We start from the raw sequence: 18244 nt of genomic DNA on the forward strand, positions 1-18244 counted from the left end.
CAGAATTTGGCTGAATGTGCATGACCTGTCCTGACTGGCTGACCGTTCCGGCAGCGCCCATCGCTGCCGAATGTGCGGCAGATGCGACACTGCGGCTAACACGCATCGGTCAACTCGGGGTGCTCGCTCATCCGTTGCTGGCTGAACGCTATCATCACGCGGCGCGAAGCGATATCCAACGCGGGCTGTCGGTGATCCGCAGCGAGCTTTTGGATCCAAGCTGTTGCTGTTGCACACCTGTTGCGCCACTCGACCGCCATCGGCTCGATGTTGCCTTAAGTCGCGGTCGCCATGCCGCTGAACGTGCCAAACTCGCCGGATGTCAGGTGCTGCTGTGTCGCGGTGTAGCCGATGACAGCGAACAGGCGATCTGGCCGTTTCATAGGTTCGATGTCGCCGTTTCACCGCATGTCGCGTATGTGCGACTCCAGCAACGCGCCCGCTTTGAAAGCGCCGCGCTCACCGGCGCGTTGATCGCAGGAGCGCAGATGGGGCTATACCTCGCACCACGCGGCCAGACAGCGTGGCAGGCGGCAGAACTCGCACAGGCGCTGCATGTTGGGGTCGGCGCTTGGTTAGTCTGTCGCGTGCAAAAAATGCCACATCCTTGCCCGCAATCAGGTGCGATATTCTGTGATGCAGGTGCCAGTTTTGGTGGCGGGACTCGGCGTAAAATACGCGACAGATGTGTGCGCTACCACGCCTTCAGCTTGAACGAACGCACCAACGTCAGCGGGACTTTTTTTAATTCACCGAGAGATTCGGACTATGACCACCGAAAACCGACGCTTGCTGATTGCGATTGACTCTGAAATCCGCGAAATCAATCGCGCCACGATCAATCCTGTTTTTAAAGAATTAAAGCTCAGAGATTTGACTGTTGTCTTAGAGATGGTAGCGAAAGCACGCGCCCTGTATTTACGCCTGCTGTATGATATTGCCCATGCCGCACAAAACGGTCAACCAAGTGCTGCTGATATTGAGCAGTTGACCGCAGCGCGGCATGTTTATGAAGAATTAGTCAAAGGCTCTCAGGCATTAGAAACGGCCATTGAGCGCGAATATTTGGATGTCACGAAATAACATTGTACCGACGGTCAGCCGCTAATAGCTGACCGCTGTTTTTTTATGCTTCATGCCGAATTGAACGCCCTATTCAATGCAATCGGAGGCGATTGATGCTGCACTGCTTCTCGACGCATCAGCCGAGCGTGATAGCCAAGCGATTCAATCTGCTGCTGATGGCTTGTGCGCTGATTATATTGAATATAAGTGCGATGAAAGCGGCGATAGCACAACCGCCGCTGGCGCGTGAGGTGCCGATTTTCGGGCCACAGCGACAACAGCCGGTGCGTCAAATCGTCATTCACACCACCGGCGGCCCAGATTGTCAGGCAGCGCGGAGTTTTCGCAGTGGTACATTAGATGGCATTGTGGAATATTTCCGCCGCAATCAAAAACGCATCAGTATTCATTACATTATCGGACGTACCGGTGAAATGGTGCGCATGGTGCCAGAATCACGGGTAGCGTTTCATGTACGCGGTCACAATGCCGATTCGATTGGCATTGAGCTAATCAATCATGGCGATGGCCGTGATCCATTCAGTGAGCCGCAAATTTCGGCTTTAATCACATTACTGCGCGATTTATTGGCGCGGTATCATTTGCAGCCGACAGCATTAAAAGCGCATTCGGAATTAGACCGCAGCGAAATGACCTGTGGTGCGCGGCGACTAAAACGCAAAGTTGATCCGGGTGCAGCATTTCCGTGGGCGCGGATTCGAGCGGCGTTGTTAATAAAGTAGCTTCCAGCTACCAGCGATCAGCCGCCAGCTTATAAGCTGGTCGCTGAAAGCTGGTAGCTAGTAACTGAAAGCTATAAAATCCCCCCACGATCCTCCGGTGCCGCCTGCGTCGATGTGCTTCACGCAGCGCGGTTAAACGGGAAGTTCGGTCACCTCAGTCTCTAGTCGCTTGCTTCTAGCATCTGAGCCATGCCGACGCTGCCCCCGCAACGGTAGACGAGTTAAGACGCGACACATGCGCCACTGTGAGCACCGCTCATGGGAAGGCGTCGCGTCGGGATGCTCTGTGCGTCCCGCTCGTAAGCCCGGAGACCGGCCTGGGGATCGGGAGCCGTGCCTGTGTCACAACGGGCCGCTCCACCCAACGGGGTCGCGTGGGGCGACAACCGTGCTCTATCCCGCCCGCTGTCTTGTGCGGCGCGGGGGCGTGCGTGTGACTCCCACGACACCCTTTTTCCAGTCGCGTCAGGCGGGTGTGCCTGATGTACCCTGTCCGGAGTCTCGAATCACTATGTCTCATTCTTGGAAGCTGGCCGCGCTCTGCGTGCCGCTCGCGCAATCCGTGCTCGCCGATCCGTCCGCGACGCAACTCGAACCCGTAGTCGTCACGGCTACCCGCACCAGCGAAGCGGCGCACACCGCGCTCGCCGCCGTCACCGTCATCGACCGCACTGAGATCGAACGCCGTCAAGCCCAATCCGTACCCGAACTGTTGCGCGGTCTATCGGGCGTCAGTGTCACTCGCAATGGCGGCCCCGGCCATCAAACCTCGGTGTTTTTGCGCGGCACTGAATCCGATCATCTCGTTGTCCTCGTGGACGGCGTGAAAATCGGTTCAGCGACTTCCGGCGGCACATCACTGGAGCATCTGCCCGTTGAGCAAATTGAGCGGATCGAAATCGTGCGTGGCCCGCGTTCGAGCCTCTACGGATCGGAAGCCATCGGCGGCGTGATCCAGATTTTCACGCGACGCGGCGGCGGGGACTGGTCGCCGCGCTTGACCCTGAGCGGCGGCAGTGAACACACCGCACAGATCGCGGCTGGCCTATCCGGCGGCGGTCAAAACGGCTGGTTCGATTTGGGCGCAAGTTTTGAGCGGTCACGCGGCATCGACGCCTGCGCGGGACGGGCGCTGCCGTTTGCCGGATGCGGCGTGGTGCAGCGCGACCGCGATGGCTACGATAACCTCGGCCTGACCCTGCGCGGCGGCTATCGCGTCAGCGAGCGGCTGGAACTCGAAGCCAATCTGTTACACACCGAAGGGCAACTTGACTTCGACGGCTCGGCCTTCGCTGGTAACAGCTCGCGCTCGGAGCAACAGATACTGGGCGCAAAAGCGATCCTCAAACCGCTTGAACCCTGGACGCTGACCCTGAGCGCCGGCCAAAGCTGGGATAATACTCGCGTGTTTTTTGACGATCCGAACACCGCCGGCGGCGAGCGATTTGTTTCACGCTTTGCTACCACCCGCGATAGCCTGTCGCTACAAAACGATTGGCGCATCACCGAACAGCAGTTGGCAACCGTCGGCGTCGATTATCGGGAAGATCGCGTCTCTGGCACCATTGATTACAGCCGCGATCAGCGCGACGCGCTCGGCGTGTTCGGTGAATATCAAGCGCAGGTCGGCGCGGTCGATCTCACGCTGAGTCTGCGTCACGATGATTATGCCGAACTCGGCGGGCATGGCACCGGCAATGTCGCGCTCGGCTATCTGTTCGACAGCGGGCTACAGGTCTCGCTGGCCTATGGCACTGCGTTCAAAGCGCCGAGTTTTAACGATCTGTATTATCCGAATTTCGGCAATCCCGATCTGCAACCGGAACGGGCGCAAAGCTGGGAAGTGGGGATCAATGGGGCGCTTCCGCTCGGCGCGGCGCTCGATGGCCGCTGGGAAATCAATCTCTATCAAACCGAGATTGATGATCTGATTGGGTATGATAATCAGACTTGGAGCGCCGCGAATATCCAACGGGCGCGGCTGCGCGGACTGGAAGCGAGCACCGAAGCGACCTATGGCGCTTGGCGTCTCAGCACCAATCTGACCCTATTGGATCCCGAAAATCGCTCCGCTGGCGCACTGTCCGGCAAGCGCCTGCCGCGTCGCGCTGAACAGAGCTTAGAAATCGACCTCGAACGCCAATTTGACCGCTGGAGCTTTGGCGGTACGCTGTTTGCCAACGGGCGACGTTATGACGATCTGGCTAACCGCGACCGACTCGGCGGCTATGCGCTGCTCGATCTGCGCACCGAATATCGCGTTACTGCCGATTGGCGCGTGCAAGTGCGGCTAGATAATGCGCTCGATACCGACTACCAAACTGCCTATCTCTATAACCAACTCGGACGTGCGCTCTATTTCACGCTCCGCTATCAGCCAGGAACTCACTAATTATGTTGCTCGATTGGCTCAATGCCCCCTGTCATGCTATCGACCACGCTACCGCTGCCGCTGCCCGCGCCCATCAAGATCAACTCACCAAACCGCGTGGTTCACTCGGTCGGCTGGAAGAGATGGCGATTCGCTTGGCCGGAATGCAGGGCACGGCGACGCCCAGCCCCGATCCGGTACGCATTTTGCAATTTGTGTCCGATCACGGCGTCGCTGCTGAGGGCGTGTCCTGTTTTCCGCGTGAAGTCACGGTGCAAATGCTCCACAACATCGCCCAAGGCGGCGCGGCCGTCTCAGTGATGGCTAAGGCGATTGACGCCGTGATGGAGATTTTTGATCTGGGCATCGCGGTCGATCCGGGCCCGGTGGTCGGCGTGCGCTCGGAACGCCTCGGCGCGGGAACGGGCAATATCGCTCACGAAGCGGCGATGACCGAGGAACAGCTTGCCGCTGCGCTCACGATTGGCCGCACGGCGGTCGAACGCGCTGTAGCAGAGGGTGCGCGGCTGCTGATTTGCGGTGAAATGGGCATCGGCAACACCACACCGGCGACGGCGCTGGCCTGTGCGCTGCTGGATCTGGAACCGACGCTCTTGACCGGCCCAGGCACGGGACTGGATGCGCCCGGCATTGCTCACAAAGCGCAGGTGATTGCCAGCGCGTTGCAGCGCCATGTCGAAGCCACATCCACGCCGCTGGAATTATTACGGCGGCTCGGTGGGTTTGACATCGCCGCGAGTGCCGGGGCCTTCATCCGTGCCGCGCAACTGGGATTACCGATTTTGGTTGACGGCTTCATCATCAGCGCCGCTGCACTGGTTGCGGTGCGGATTCAACCCAACGTGCGCGACTGGATGCTATTTGCGCATGGTTCCGCCGAGCCTGGGCATCGGCACATGATGGCCGCGCTCAATGCCGATCCGTATTTGCATCTTCAGATGCGCTTAGGTGAGGCCACCGGCGGCGCAACGCTGGTGCCGCTGTTGCGCTTGGCGTGTGTGGTGCATCAGCAGATGGCGACTTTTGAGACGGCGGGGGTGAGTTCGGCAGCGGGTTAGTGAGCTTATCGCTTGCAGCAGGTCACGAAGCTGATGCTTTGTGACCTGAAGTAATAGGACTAAAAACCGTCACTAGTTAAGGCGCAGCGGATATCAATGGCTTGCCCGTGCTGCCCAGCAGCTCAATACGCTTATCGCCGCAGGGTAAATAACCAGCGGTTGGCTTAACCGATCCTTTGAGTGCTTCATTAAGCGTATCGCATACCGTGCGCAGAACTTTAATACGGGCATAAAGCTTATCATTGCCCTCAATTAACGTCCAAGTGGCATGTCGCGTGCTGGTACGCACAATCATTTCATTGACCGCTTCATTATATTGCGGCCATTTTTCACGATTGCGCCAATCTTCATCGGTGATTTTATATCGCTTATAGGGCACCGCTTCACGATCTTTAAAACGCTGTAATTGCTCGTCTTGGCTAATATGAATCCAGAATTTCAGCAACACAATCCCGCTATCGACAAGCTGCTCTTCAAAGCGGTTGATTTCAGAATAGGCCCGCCGCCATTCCGCTACCGTAGCAAAGCCTTCAACACGCTCGACTAGCACTCGCCCATACCATGAGCGGTCATAAATTGTCATTAAACCGGCACGCGGAATATGTCGCCAAAAGCGCCACAAATAATGATGGGCTTTTTCTTCGTCACTCGGTGCAGCAACCGGAATTGAGCGATATAATCGCGCATCAACTGCTTGGGTAATTCGGCGAATCGCGCCACCTTTGCCACCAGCATCCATGCCTTCAAATACCAACACGGTTGAGCGTTGTTGGGTATAGGCAGTCCAAGCTAATTCATTGAGTTCGGCTTGCAGTTGCTTAAGTTCACTTTTGTAATCCTCACGCGGCAGCGTAAGGTCTAAATCAAGCTGATCGAGCAAGGTAATTTGCGCACTCTCACTGGCCGGTAATTCTGGGCTAGTTGGCGTGCCATTGGCTTCGTCAGTATGATTTTCAGCTAAACGCGAGCGCAGTGCATGTAATAGCGTTTTGCCAACCGTGAGATCACGATAGCGGCGATCACCGGCTTCAATTAAATACCAGGGAGCAATACCGCGATCAGTATGCAGAATTACGCGCTCGGCGACTTGTTCAAATGCGGCATAGTGTTCGGAAAATTTGCTTTTTTCCGGCAGCATTTTCCAGCGACTGCGATCATCACGCGAGAGTTCTTTTAAACGCGCTTTTTGATCGGCTTCAGACATATGAAACCAAAATTTGATAATCAGCGCACCGTCTTGAACCAGCATCCGTTCAAAATCAACAATACGATTGAGTTCGCCATCAAGTTCAGCATCACTACAATGACCCCGAAAGCGATGTTCAATCGGTGTTTGATACCAGCCGCCAAATAAAATAGAAATTTCCCCACGTTGCGGCATGGCGCGCCAAAAACGCCAATAGCGCGGGCGCTCACGTTCTTCGTCGGATTCATTCCAAAATGCAAATGTCTGTACGCCGCGTGTGTCGAGCCATTCATTGAGCCGATTGATTACTTCGCCCTTGCCTGCTGCTTCCATTCCGGTCACTAACACGATCACCGGAATATTGGTGTGCCGCAGTTCACGTTGGACTTCCAGCAGTTGCGTGCGTAATTCCTCCTGCTGTTCTTTATAATCCTGCTTGCTGACCGAGCGACCGACTTTTGTGGCCTCGAACATCTGTGCAATTCCTCTGTGTGCGGCGCGTGATGCGAATCAGATCAAGCTGTTAGTACAGGCGTATAACCAATCGTTATATGCTAATCGGGTTTGATCTGACCTATGGTGAGATGCGTGTATGCAATCTCGGTATTAACTCGGTGCGGCACCTAACCGCATGTAGAGTGCTTCGGGCGTTAAAAAAACAAATTCATAACGCGCAAAAGCAATAATATCACCATTATTTAGAGTGAGCGGATCGGCTTGTAGGCGCGTGTGATTCACCCGCGTGCCATTTGTCGAATGACGATCGCGAATCGAATAGACGCTATCAATGATTTCAATGACAGCATGTTGTTTAGAAATTGCCACATCAGGAATGACTAAATCGTTATCACTGATGCGGCCAATGGTGAGCAAATGCGCGGTGCCGACTGCATCGCGTTTTTTAACCAACGGATAAATAGCGCGTTTGAGTGCTTCGGGGGTTGTTTCGTGAGCGGTTTGATCGCTCAATTCAAAAATAAAGGTTTGATTTGTGGTGCGTACTTGATTATGCGTTTGTTCAATCGAACCCGATTGAATGCCGGAACCAGCGAGTACCGGTCGTCGCATAAATTGCGCAAATTCCTCAACCGGAATACTAGCAACAATATGGGCGAGAAGATGGGGATCAACGCGCCCAGTTGGATTGAGTAATGGCGCAACACCAGCGGAAATCATACCAAATGCGGCAAGACGCTCATGAGCGGCCTGGTTATCGCGCTGTATCATTGCGCACGCTCCGAATGAATGGGTTGAGGCACGGGCGTGATCGATTAAATCTCGGCGATCAGCTAGATTGGTTCGATCATTGCGATCTGGTCAGCATTTACAAGGTAAAATGCGTCGCTCGGTCGCGCAATTCGCTGGCTAATTCCGCTAATCCATGCCCAGCTTTTTCTAAATCCGCCATGCTGCTGCTGGCTTCTCGCGTTGCGCTATTGATCGACACAATGCCGCGACTGATTTCAACCGCAACGGCGGTTTGTTCTTCGGCAGCACTGGCGATTTGATCCATCGTCATCGAAATATTATTCACTGCGGCGGTAATTGCATCGAGTGCCGCGCCCGCTTTACTCGCCGTTTCCATTGAGGTATTCGCCCCCTGACGGCTTCTATCCATTTCTTCCGCCGCATGACGCGAACTCTGTTGTAATCGCTTGACCATTGATTCGATTTCTTGTGCTGAGGATTGCGTGCGCTGTGCGAGGGTGCGCACTTCATCGGCGACTACAGCAAAACCGCGCCCGACTTCACCAGCGCGTGCCGCTTCAATCGCGGCATTGAGTGCAAGCAAATTAGTCTGACTGGTAATAGCTTGAATAACATCGAGAATTTTGCCAATCTCTTGGCTATCGCGCTCCAATGATTGAATACTCTGCCCCGATTGTACAATGCGCTCGGCTAATGCCGACATTGAATGAATGGTCTCGGTCACAGCAATCTGTCCTTGATCGGCTAAACGCTTGGAATCACGGGTTGCATCAGCAGCCATCGCGGTATTGCGTGCCACTTCTTCAACTGAGGCGCTCATTTCTTCCATTGCGGTAGCGACTTGATCGGTTTCGAGTGATTGATGCTGCATCACTTCGCGCACCTGCGCTAAATTCCCGGCCATCTGTCCAGTCGCTGATGATAGCGTCATTGCAGAACCGGCAATTTGTTCTACTAAATTGCGCAATTCACTCGACATGCGATCAAAGTCGCGGGCAATCGCGCCGATTTCATTGTCTGCCCGCAATTCGGTGGTTGCGGTGAGATTGGAATGCTCAACAATGGCATGAATTGCCCGCCGCAGTGTTCCAAGCTGACCCATAATCGAACGGTGAAATAAGACACCGAGTAGCGCGACCAGGCTGAGTGATACGAGCGTTAGGATAAAAAAGGTGCGGACTGAGGAGCTATAGACGCGATGCGCCTGTTGCTGCTCGCTGAGTGCAACGCGCAATTGCAGATCAACTAATTCGGTCAGCTTCGCGCTCACTGGGTCAATATAGTCATAAAGCGCACCATCGACATCGCGTAATTGATCGGTAATGAGACCACGTTGACTTTCGAGATAGCGCGTGACAGTTAAAATTGCGCCATCAGCTTGGTTAAAAAGCCGTTTTGCGTCTTCAACTAATGCCGTTTCTTCGGGCGTTAATTCGGTGGCGAGATAGGCTGACCAGCGTGATTGAATGCGCATCTGCGCTTGTTGAATCAATGCTAATGCTTGTTCAGCAGTGAGGCGACCAGCGTTCGCTTTATTGACTGCATCAATGACTAGCACGGCATAGTCATCGGATATGCCCTTGAGTCCCTGCAATGGCACCACGCGGTCGAGATAAATTCGGTCAACACCTTGATTGACTTCGCGGAGCATCATGGTTGCCATCACGCTGGTCAGCACCATCGCTAAACTCGGAATAAGCGCCAAAAGCACCAGTTTTGTGCTGATTTTGGTGTGTTCGATGAACTTCATCCTGCCCCCCTTGAGAGCGGAGATTGCACAACGCCGCGTCCTGTCACACTGCGAGCAGTCGCGGCTTGAAGCCGGATTCAACGTTCCATCGCAAAACCGCCTGAGTCGATGCGTGCTATCTGTCGGTTTTAATCGTTCCAGTAAAACGCCTGTTCCAGCGCTCCGCTCGCTGGGATGCTGACTTCACGACGCTGTACCTGTCCGGCGCTCGTGATTTGAAGGATATATCGGCCAGGTGTCAGTTTGGCGTAGAACCACGGGCCTTCTGATAGCGCATCAAGCCGAATGCCGCCAGCCGCATCGTCGATGCGCACCCGTACATCGGCCAGATAGGAACCGGAGCCGGTGACGGCAAACAGCAGCCGCAGATTGAACTGCGATTTCATCGCTTGCAGCTCTTCGCGCTCCGAGACGCCAATGCCGCCGCTGATATAGGACACACCATTCATCACTTGCACCGATGGCCCAACTCCGCGACGCGGCGGCGGTGCTGGAGTTGGCGCAGGCGCGGGGAGCGGATGCACTACAGTTGGTTCTGGTTGCGGTTCGGGCATGGGCACTGGTGTTGGCGTGTACTCGACCGTTGGGGCCGGAGTCGCTGATTCTGGTGGCAGAATCGCACCCCCGGGTAGGACGGTGCCGGGCGGCAGAATCATGCCCTCTTGCAGCACTGTGCCTTCGGGAAGCTGCGGCGTGGGCGCAGGTGGCGGCGGTTCTGTGGCGGCTGGCTCGACCCATTCCGTGTTGAGATCCGGCCCGATGGGAGCCGGCGGCACCAGCGGCGCTTGGGCATGAGCCAACGGCAGCGCCAGCAGCCCAGCCACGAGGAGACTGACCCGATTGATGTGCAGAATGGATTGCATAGGAGGATTGCCCTGATTGTGCTGTTCAAACGTTGTAGTCAAGAATAGCCCGGAATGCCGGGCATCGCTACGCTCGACCCATCCTACGCGGGTAGCTCAGTGGCGGCCTGTCCGCTCCAACGGCTCGGAAACTGGCTCTCGATGACGCCGGAGCGATGCAACACGGCGATGCCAAGTATTTGGCCGCGATAGCTGACAATCGCTTGTCCGGGCGGATTGGCGGCGCGTTGTGCTGCTGTCGGTGCGAACAGTTCGCGGCGCAAATAGGCATCTCGCTGCTCGCGGTTGAGTTCGAGCCGAAAGCGCGTTGCATCTGGCCCGATGACGAGCGCCCCGCTGGTCGTCGGCTTGGGTGGACGTACATTGGTGCGATGAAAAAACAGGCCGCGTCCTTCAGCAGCGGGCACGGCCGGCGGCGCATGATCGGCGGCCAGCAGATGCAGCCCGCGTTTGGTCTGACGGTTGATGCGATAGCGGCTCCAATAGTCCTCGGGCAAGCCGTATTTTGCGATCAACCCATCTAGCCATTCATCATGTTCGCTGTCGGCGAGGTGCGCTAATTCGGGTTCTGGCTCGGCGGGTAAGCTGGGATCTTTTTCGAGTAGGGCGATAAAAAAGCCGCCCGTATCATTTCGATGGGGCCAGAATCGCCGACACCGCGCCAGCTCCGGCGGCAGGGTGCGCCCGAGCCATCGGGTCACGCCGGGCGCGGTATTAAAGCCCGGAAAGTCGATTTCACGTAGCTGAAGCTGTCCGGCATATTCGGCCAAAATATCAGCGACGACGAGTTCGTTTTCTTCCGGCGCAAAGGTGCAGGTCGAATAGAGCACCAGACCGCCCGGGCGGCAGCGTTGCACGGCTCGGCGCAATAGCGCCCGCTGACGCGGCCCGAATCGTTCGGCAGTTGCCGGATCATGGCGTTGCAATAGGGACGGATTGCGCCGGATTGTGCCTTCGCTTGAACAGGGCGCATCGACCAGAACCCGATCAAATTGGCCGCTCGCCGTCGGCCAGTTGCGGCCATCGCTCTGCGTGGTGGTCACATTGATGACGCCGAGTCGGTCGAGATTGCCTTGCAGTGCTTTGAGCCGCCCGTAGCCGATGTCGTTGGCGATGACCGTGCCGCGATTGCCGAGCGCGAAGGCGATCTGTGCCGTTTTGCCGCCGGGCGCAGCGCATAGATCGAGCACGCGCTGTCCGGGTTGAAGATCGAGCACGGTGACTGGTAGTTGTGAAACCACTTCCTGTGCGTGCGCCAGCCCGACGCAATACCACCATTGCTGGCCGACGCGATATTCAGGCGGCAGACGCAGGGCGTTGGGTAGTCCGGGGATCGGCTGCGGCGCGAGTGCGTCTTCGGTGAGTAGGTCGGTTAAGGCCGCGATTGAAATGCGCGTCGGATTGGCCCAAAGCGTGACCGGCAACGAGCGAGCGAGCGCGGCGGCAAAGGCGTCCCAGTCGTCGATCAGGTCGCGGTAGCGCGTGAGCCATGAGTGCGCGAGCTGCGTTGGGGTTGGGCGGGCCGCTGCATCAGTGCGGGTGGGGCGGTGGTTGGATGGTGGTGGGGATGGGCTGTGATGGGGCATGGGGGGCGTGAAGTAAGCGTTAGAGAGATGTTTTTTTGCCGCTGAAAGCGCGGAATTACGCAGAAAAATCTTTGGTTTTGTTTTACTGCGTTTTAGCAGGTCGCTGATAGCTGGAAGCTGAACACTAAACACGGTACGCTCTTCCGTCTATGCCCCTCACGCTCACCCCCCTCGAATCCCCCGCCGCCCTAGTTGCCCGCATTAAAACCTGGGGCCGCGAACTTGGCTTTCAGCAGCTTGGCATTGCCGACACCGATTTGACCGACGCCGAACCGCGTTTGCGCGATTGGCTGGCGCGGGGCTATCACGGCGAGATGGAATACATGGCGCGGCATGGTCGCAAGCGGTCGCGTCCGGCGGAATTGGTGCCGGGCACCCTCAGCGTCATTGCAGCGCGGATGGATTATCAACCCGAATCGCGGGCAACTCTGCGCGAACGTCTTGCCGATCCGGCTACGGCTTTTATTGCGCGTTACGCCCTCGGGCGCGATTATCACAAAGTTTTGCGCCAACGACTGCAACGGCTTGCTGACCGGCTCGCCACCCACATTGGCCCCTTTGGTCATCGCGTTTTCGTCGATTCCGCGCCGGTGATGGAAAAACCGCTGGCCGCTAAAGCCGGTCTGGGCTGGATCGGCAAGCATAGTAATCTGGTACACCCGCAAGCCGGTTCGTGGTTTTTTCTCGGCGAGATTTACACCGATTTACCGCTGCCGCCCGATCCGCCGTTGACCGATCACTGCGGGCGCTGTCATGCCTGTCTCAGCGCCTGTCCGACCGGCGCGATTGTCGCGCCCTATCAGGTCGATGCGCGGCGCTGCGTGTCCTATTTGACGATTGAGTTACACGGGCCAATTCCCGAATCATTGCGCCCACTGATCGGCAACCGCATACACGGTTGCGATGATTGCCAGCTCGTGTGCCCGTGGAATCGCTTCGCCAGCTTGACGACGGAAAGCGATTTTCTGCCACGTCATGGTCTCGACACGGCCACTCTGCTGGCGCTCTTCGCGTGGGATGATGCGACCTTTTTGGCGCGTACCGCTGGCTCGGCGATCCGCCGCCTCGGGCCAGAGCGATGGCTCCGCAATCTCGCCGTCGCGCTCGGCAATGCGCCGCCCAGCATCGAAATAGAAACCGCACTTCAAGCCCGCGCCGATCACCCCAGCGCCCTCGTGCGCGAGCATGTGGCTTGGGCACTCGGTCAACATATCACGCGACGTAATCAACCACCTGCCGCCAACACCACTTGATTCCGACCGGCACGTTTCGCGTCATACATCGCCATATCCGCCCGCCGAAACACTTCATTTTTATCTACGCGCCCATCTAACAGCACCACGCCAATACTGGCACTGCAATGATGTTCCACCGGATTTGAATCATCTGGACGCCGCAAACAATAGGGCACCGTCAACCGACCTAATAACTTATTCGCAACGCGACGCGCATCATCTGGCGTCTCTCCGTCATCGGCGTGCAAATGACTAATTAACACCACAAATTCATCCCCGCCAAATCGCGCCACCGTATCACAGGCCCGCACCGCATCGACTAAACGTCGCGCCACTTCAATTAACAGCAAATCACCGACATCATGCCCATATTGATCGTTGAGCGGTTTGAAATTATCCAGATCAATGAATAACAGCGCACCGCACCCGCCATATCGCTGAAAAATCGTCATCGCCTGTTCCAGTCGATCATCCAGCAGCCGTCGATTTGGTAAGCGCGTCAAGGGATCAAAGAATGCTAATTGCCTGACCTGCTCTTCAAGTTGCAGCCGTTCGGTAATATCAATCGCCAGCGAAATAATCTCTTGCGGCTCTCCAGCTTGGCGCGGCAGCCACGCATTAAACCATTCACAACTAATCACCCGTCCATCGCGGGTCAAATTATCATTAATGCCGTGCGGCAATTCAGCCACATTTTGCACAATCCGCGCAAATTCTGGAACTAATTGCTGGCGCAGCGTTTCAGGAAGCAGAAAATCCGTGAAATCACGCCCAATCACCTCAGCACGCGACCAACCGAATAAATCCTCAGCTTGATGATTCCAGTCAGTTACAATAAATCCGGCACGCCACACAATACCCGCTGATGCTGAGGATTGAAAAATCACTCGATAGCGTTCTTCACTGCGGCGCTGTTCAGCAATCGCTTGCCCTAAACGCCGATTCGCACGATGCACATAGAACGCAATACTGCCTACTAACAATAATACCGTCAAACTAATCCCTAACGCCCAATACAGCCACGTAAGATCAATCGTTGGATTAGGATTATAGAAAAAATCATCAAGCGGGCGCTCCAACGTCACCACACCAAAGCCAGCAAAGGTATGTGCAATATGACGCCAGCGCCCAGGATTACTGTGACCAAGTTCAATGACTTCGGGGTTGATGAGCCGCCGCAATGTCTGAGCTTCGTATTGTAAATGTTCGCGTGATTTAGCTTGCGTATTATAATGCGTCAGAATAAGATCAATAATTTCTTCAGGATGTTCAAGCGCATACTGCCAGCCGCGCAATGAAGCGGCTCGAAATGCAGCAACTTGTTGAGGTTGTTCGGCGACGCGCTGCTGTGTGGTAAATAGCAGATCGCCATAAAAATCCATGCCGTAATTTTGCGGTCGCAAAATACTGAATGGAATCGCATTTTGTTGCAGCGTAAAAGGTTCGTTGGAAAGATACGCATTTATGGCGGTAACATGCCCCTGAATTAAATCTCTCAGATGATTTTTATCAGGAATAATTTGCAGGTGTTTGAGTGCAATACCCTCATTGAGAAACATCGCCTTTAATTCAACATCCTGATCGCCGCCCATCAAGGCAATTGCGCCAGCATCAGGCAAGCCTAATTCAGAGATTTGGCGATTCTCACCACGAATGAGCAATACATTTGGCGAATGCTGAAAAATCGGCCCCAGCATCACGACTGGCTTGCCTTTGAGATAATCAATCACCAGACTGGAAAGCGATACCCCAAAATCACTCTGACCTGACAGTACAGCAGATACCGGGTCAGCGCCTGGGCCACCTTCTAATAATTGCACATCGAATCCGGCTTCGCGGTAAAAACCTTTGTGCAATGCAGCGTAATAACCAGCAAATTGAAATTGATGTTTCCAGCGCAATTGCAATGATACGGTTTCTAGTGCCAATAGCTCGCTACCCCAAACCGCTATGAAGAGGCCGAAGGCTAGACGCGCAATCGCTTGGCTCAATCCCGTATTGTGCATAGTGCGTGAACCGCAAAGAACCCAAAGCACACAAAGAATCTGTATCTATAACGATACAAGCATGAATACAAGCATGATTGATTATGAAGCGTTTCTTTGTATTGTGCGCATTCTGCACGGTTAGGTTAGGACAACTGCACAGAATGCACCGGAGCTTTTAACCCGCCTGGTTCTGCTGCGTCTTAGATGACTTTGGAGAAACCAATTGGGCCAGTTTTGGTAGCAAGATAGGCATCAAAGGCCATGCAGATATTCCGCACCAGCAGTCGTCCGCGTGCTTGAATGCGAATATGGTCAGCATCGATTGTGACTAAACCATCATCTTCCATGCCTGTGAGCTTGACGAGACTGTCGGCAAAATACTCATCAAAGGCGATGTCCCATTTCTCAGCGATTGCCGCTTTGTCGAGTTGGAAATGACAAATCAGCCGCGTAATCACATCGCGGCGAATTAAATCATCGCGGTTTAGCTCTAAGCCACGAAATACCGGCAATCGTCCAGCGTCGATATCAGCGTAATATTCATTGAGTTCGCGGCGATTTTGACCGTAGGTGTTGTCGATCATGCCAATCGAGGTCACACCAATGCCAATTAAATCGCAATGCGCGTGCGTCGAATAGCCCTGGAAATTGCGATAAAGCGTTCCGGCGCGTTGCGCAACGGCGAGTTCGTCATCGGGGCGGGCGAAATGATCCATGCCGATAAAGACATAACCGGCTTCGGTCAATCGCGCAATCGTTGATTGCAGAATATCGAGCTTGACTTGCGCTGTTGGTAAATCGGTTTCGCTGATACGGCGCTGCGGTTTAAACCGTTCGGGCAGGTGCGCGTAATTAAAGACCGATAGCCGTTGCGGATTGACTTCAATCACCCGCTCCAGCGTTTTCATAAAACTTTCGACGGATTGAAACGGCAGGCCGTAAATCAAGTCGATGCTGGTTGAGCGAAAGCCTTCAGCTAATGCCGCTTCAAGCACTGTCATCGTCTGCGCTTCAGTTTGGAAGCGATTCACTGCTGCTTGCACGCGCTCGTCGAAATCTTGTACGCCGAGACTCATGCGGTTAAAACCGATCTGGCGCAGCAGTTTTACCGTCGAGGCATCGGCTTCACGCGGGTCAATTTCGATAGAAAATTCGCCGCTGTCATCATCCGTTAAAGTAAAATGACGGCGCGTGACTTCCATCAATTCGATCATTTGATCGTGACTGAGAAACGTCGGGGTGCCGCCGCCCCAGTGTAATTGTTCGACAACCCGCGATTTGTCAAACAGCGCCGCTTGCATTTCCAATTCACGATACACCCGCGCTAAATAAGGCGGTGCTAGTGAACGGTCTTTAGTGGCGATTTTATTGCACGCGCAATAAAAGCAGACCGTATCACAAAATGGAATATGGAAATACAGCGATAGCGGACGACCGCTGGCGTTACTGCGGGCACAGGCGGCTTGATAGGCCGCTTGATTAAAAGACTCGTCGAATTCCACTGCGGTGGGATACGAGGTATAGCGCGGGCCGCTTTGGTCATAGCGCCGAATTAAATCAAGGTCGAAGGAAACGCCTTGCTCCACCGTTCAATCCTCCAGCCGTTGGGGGCATAGTTGGCTCCCGAGCGGCCCATCATGTAAAGCCTGTTCAGGCATCGTCCCCGCTGTGATGCAATTCAAAGCACGCAAGCATACGGCCTCGAATGCGGCGGGATGTGGGAATAACAATTAGGAATAGAGCGCCTGTTCAATGAGTGGCTGATATTCAAGCAATTGTTCGCGGGTAAGCAAAAAGACCCCTTCGCCGCCGCGCTCAAATTCAATCCAAGTAAAGGGAACATCAGGCAGTCGCGCTTCTAATGCCGGTAATGCATTACCGACTTCGACAACCAAAATCCCGCGTTCATGAAGATGCGCGGCGGCTTCGTCGAGAATCCGCAATACAATATCTAGCCCATCATCACCGGCTAATAATCCAAGCGCCGGTTCGTTGTGATATTCGGCAGGCAGTGTGTCAAACTCGGCTTGCGCCACATAAGGTGGATTGGAGACGATCACGTCATAGCGTTGTGCGCCGAGTGCCGTAAATAGATCTGACTCGAATACCTGCACCCGGTCGCCGACACGGTGCCGTGCGATATTCTCGCGAGCGATGGTTAAGGCGTCAGGCGAAATATCGACTAAATCGACATCCGCATCGGGCAAATAAACGGCTGCGGCGATGCCGATGCAGCCGCTACCACAGCATAGATCGAGTACGCGGGCGATGCGGTCGGCGTCGATCCAGGGATCAAAGCCGACCTCAACCAGTTCAGCAATCGGCGAGCGCGGCACGAGAACGTGTTCATTGACACGAAATTCCAGTCCGGCAAACCAAGCCCGCCCAATCAAATACGCAGCCGGCATCCGCTCAACAATGCGGCGCTCGATCAGGTCGCACACGCACACGCGCTCGGCCGGCGTGAGCCGACAGTCGCGGAAGTGGGCGGGCACATTGGGCTCCAGATGCAGCGCACTGAGCACCAGCAGCGCCGCCTCGTCAAGAGCGTTATCCGTGCCGTGCCCAAAATGCAGCCCCGCTGCGTTGAAGCGGCTCGCGCCCCAGCGCACGAAGTCTTGAATCGAAATCAAACCGTCCGGCTGCTCTGCCATGACACCTATGTATCTTCCAACTGTGAATAAAGAGATCACGCCGTCCACGTCGCTGATACAGCGGACGGCTGAGGATAAGTTGGCAAGGATACCACCGCCGCCCGGGTTTTTTCAGCGTTCGCCATGCTTAGGCCAGGGCGATCGCGCTATATAGTTTTCCTATTATGTTCGCCGAGCAGTAGCTCCATCCGGTAGTTATCGTTGAGCGCGGCGCGTAGTTTTCGCTGGCGCAGACTGTCCTTGGGCGGCCCATTGTGCTGCAAGAGGTTGAGCGCCATACGACGCAGCAGGGCCAGATTCTGTGCGCTATGGTCGCGGCGGGTGCGACAGGCATCTTCGCCAAACTGGACATCGAGGATCCAATGCTGTTGATTCTCGATACTCCAATGCTGGCGCACCGCGGCGGCGAAGCGTGGCAGATCCGTGAACGAGCAGAGGAATTCGCGTGTTTCGGTGCTGGAGTGATCGCCGATAAGGCGGGTGGACTCCACCCGTCCCACCGCCTTGAGTCCGGC

The 18244-nt window shown here is 55.3% G+C and carries 16 protein-coding genes and 1 riboswitch; of the genes, 7 read left to right on the forward strand and 9 right to left on the reverse strand.

Going from position 1 to position 18244, the window contains the following annotated elements:
- Positions 1-20 precede the first annotated feature (20 nt).
- From BLW10_RS10330 to cobT, 6 genes are all read left to right on the forward strand, one after another.
- Positions 21-806: a hypothetical protein gene (locus BLW10_RS10330; protein WP_091334488.1), complete on the forward strand. Its 786-nt coding sequence runs from the start codon at positions 21-23 to the stop codon at positions 804-806.
- A complete protein-coding gene (locus BLW10_RS10335) occupies positions 769-1083 on the forward strand; it encodes a hypothetical protein (protein WP_091334490.1) in 315 nt (104 codons plus the stop codon). Before BLW10_RS10330 ends, BLW10_RS10335 begins: the two co-directional genes overlap by 38 nt.
- Positions 1084-1159: 76 nt before the next feature.
- On the forward strand, positions 1160-1315 hold the full coding sequence (locus BLW10_RS14015; RefSeq protein WP_177169052.1) for a hypothetical protein: 156 nt from the start codon (positions 1160-1162) through the stop codon (positions 1313-1315).
- A complete protein-coding gene (locus BLW10_RS10340; RefSeq protein WP_177169053.1) occupies positions 1278-1808 on the forward strand; it encodes an N-acetylmuramoyl-L-alanine amidase in 531 nt (176 codons plus the stop codon). Before BLW10_RS14015 ends, BLW10_RS10340 begins: the two co-directional genes overlap by 38 nt.
- 78 nt (positions 1809-1886) lie before the next feature.
- Positions 1887-2143: riboswitch (cobalamin riboswitch) on the forward strand.
- 176 nt (positions 2144-2319) lie between these two features.
- A complete protein-coding gene (btuB, locus tag BLW10_RS10345) occupies positions 2320-4200 on the forward strand; it encodes a TonB-dependent vitamin B12 receptor (protein WP_091334493.1) in 1881 nt (626 codons plus the stop codon).
- Positions 4201-4202: 2 nt separating this feature from the next.
- Positions 4203-5258, forward strand: coding sequence for a nicotinate-nucleotide--dimethylbenzimidazole phosphoribosyltransferase (cobT, locus tag BLW10_RS10350; RefSeq protein ID WP_091334495.1), 1056 nt, complete (start codon positions 4203-4205; stop codon positions 5256-5258).
- Between the two features lie 76 nt (positions 5259-5334).
- Here cobT and pap read toward each other — a convergent pair whose 3' ends face one another.
- The 5 genes from pap to BLW10_RS10375 all read right to left on the reverse strand — a co-directional run bounded on the left by pap (position 5335) and on the right by BLW10_RS10375 (position 11852).
- Positions 5335-6918: a polyphosphate:AMP phosphotransferase gene (gene pap, locus BLW10_RS10355; RefSeq protein WP_091334497.1), complete on the reverse strand. Its 1584-nt coding sequence runs from the start codon at positions 6916-6918 to the stop codon at positions 5335-5337.
- A 132-nt stretch (positions 6919-7050) separates the two neighbouring features.
- On the reverse strand, positions 7051-7671 hold the full coding sequence (locus BLW10_RS10360) for an FHA domain-containing protein (RefSeq protein WP_091334499.1): 621 nt from the start codon (positions 7669-7671) through the stop codon (positions 7051-7053).
- A 97-nt stretch (positions 7672-7768) separates the two neighbouring features.
- Positions 7769-9403, reverse strand: a complete 1635-nt coding sequence (locus tag BLW10_RS10365; RefSeq protein ID WP_091334501.1) for a methyl-accepting chemotaxis protein — start codon at positions 9401-9403, stop codon at positions 7769-7771.
- A 128-nt stretch (positions 9404-9531) separates the two neighbouring features.
- A complete protein-coding gene (locus BLW10_RS10370) occupies positions 9532-10266 on the reverse strand; it encodes a hypothetical protein (RefSeq protein ID WP_091334503.1) in 735 nt (244 codons plus the stop codon).
- Between the two features lie 83 nt (positions 10267-10349).
- A complete protein-coding gene (locus BLW10_RS10375) occupies positions 10350-11852 on the reverse strand; it encodes an RsmB/NOP family class I SAM-dependent RNA methyltransferase (RefSeq protein ID WP_091334505.1) in 1503 nt (500 codons plus the stop codon).
- A 149-nt stretch (positions 11853-12001) separates the two neighbouring features.
- On the opposite strand from BLW10_RS10375, the gene queG reads away from it, so the two are divergent.
- Entirely contained in the window at positions 12002-13105 is a 1104-nt protein-coding gene (queG, locus tag BLW10_RS10380; RefSeq protein ID WP_091334507.1) for a tRNA epoxyqueuosine(34) reductase QueG, read from the forward strand.
- On the opposite strand, the gene BLW10_RS10385 is transcribed toward queG, so the two are convergent.
- From BLW10_RS10385 to BLW10_RS10400, 4 genes are all read right to left on the reverse strand, one after another.
- Positions 13078-15093 carry a diguanylate cyclase domain-containing protein gene (locus BLW10_RS10385; RefSeq protein ID WP_091334508.1) on the reverse strand — a complete coding sequence of 672 codons (2016 nt, stop codon included), beginning with the start codon at positions 15091-15093 and terminating at the stop codon, positions 13078-13080. The genes queG and BLW10_RS10385 overlap by 28 nt on opposite strands.
- Before the next feature lie 182 nt (positions 15094-15275).
- The gene (gene hemN / locus BLW10_RS10390) at positions 15276-16661 is read right to left on the reverse strand and encodes an oxygen-independent coproporphyrinogen III oxidase (RefSeq protein WP_091334510.1); all 1386 of its coding nucleotides are present in this window, start codon (positions 16659-16661) and stop codon (positions 15276-15278) included.
- A 144-nt stretch (positions 16662-16805) separates the two neighbouring features.
- Positions 16806-17729 (reverse strand): 50S ribosomal protein L3 N(5)-glutamine methyltransferase, encoded by a 924-nt coding sequence (prmB, locus tag BLW10_RS10395; RefSeq protein ID WP_091334512.1) that lies wholly within the window; start codon positions 17727-17729, stop codon positions 16806-16808.
- A gap of 146 nt (positions 17730-17875) precedes the next feature.
- The coding region (locus tag BLW10_RS10400; protein ID WP_143116993.1) for an ISAs1 family transposase at positions 17876-18244 on the reverse strand (369 nt) is incomplete at its 5' end.

This window comes from Allochromatium warmingii, from assembly GCF_900107145.1.
Taxonomy (GTDB): domain Bacteria; phylum Pseudomonadota; class Gammaproteobacteria; order Chromatiales; family Chromatiaceae; genus Thermochromatium; species Thermochromatium warmingii.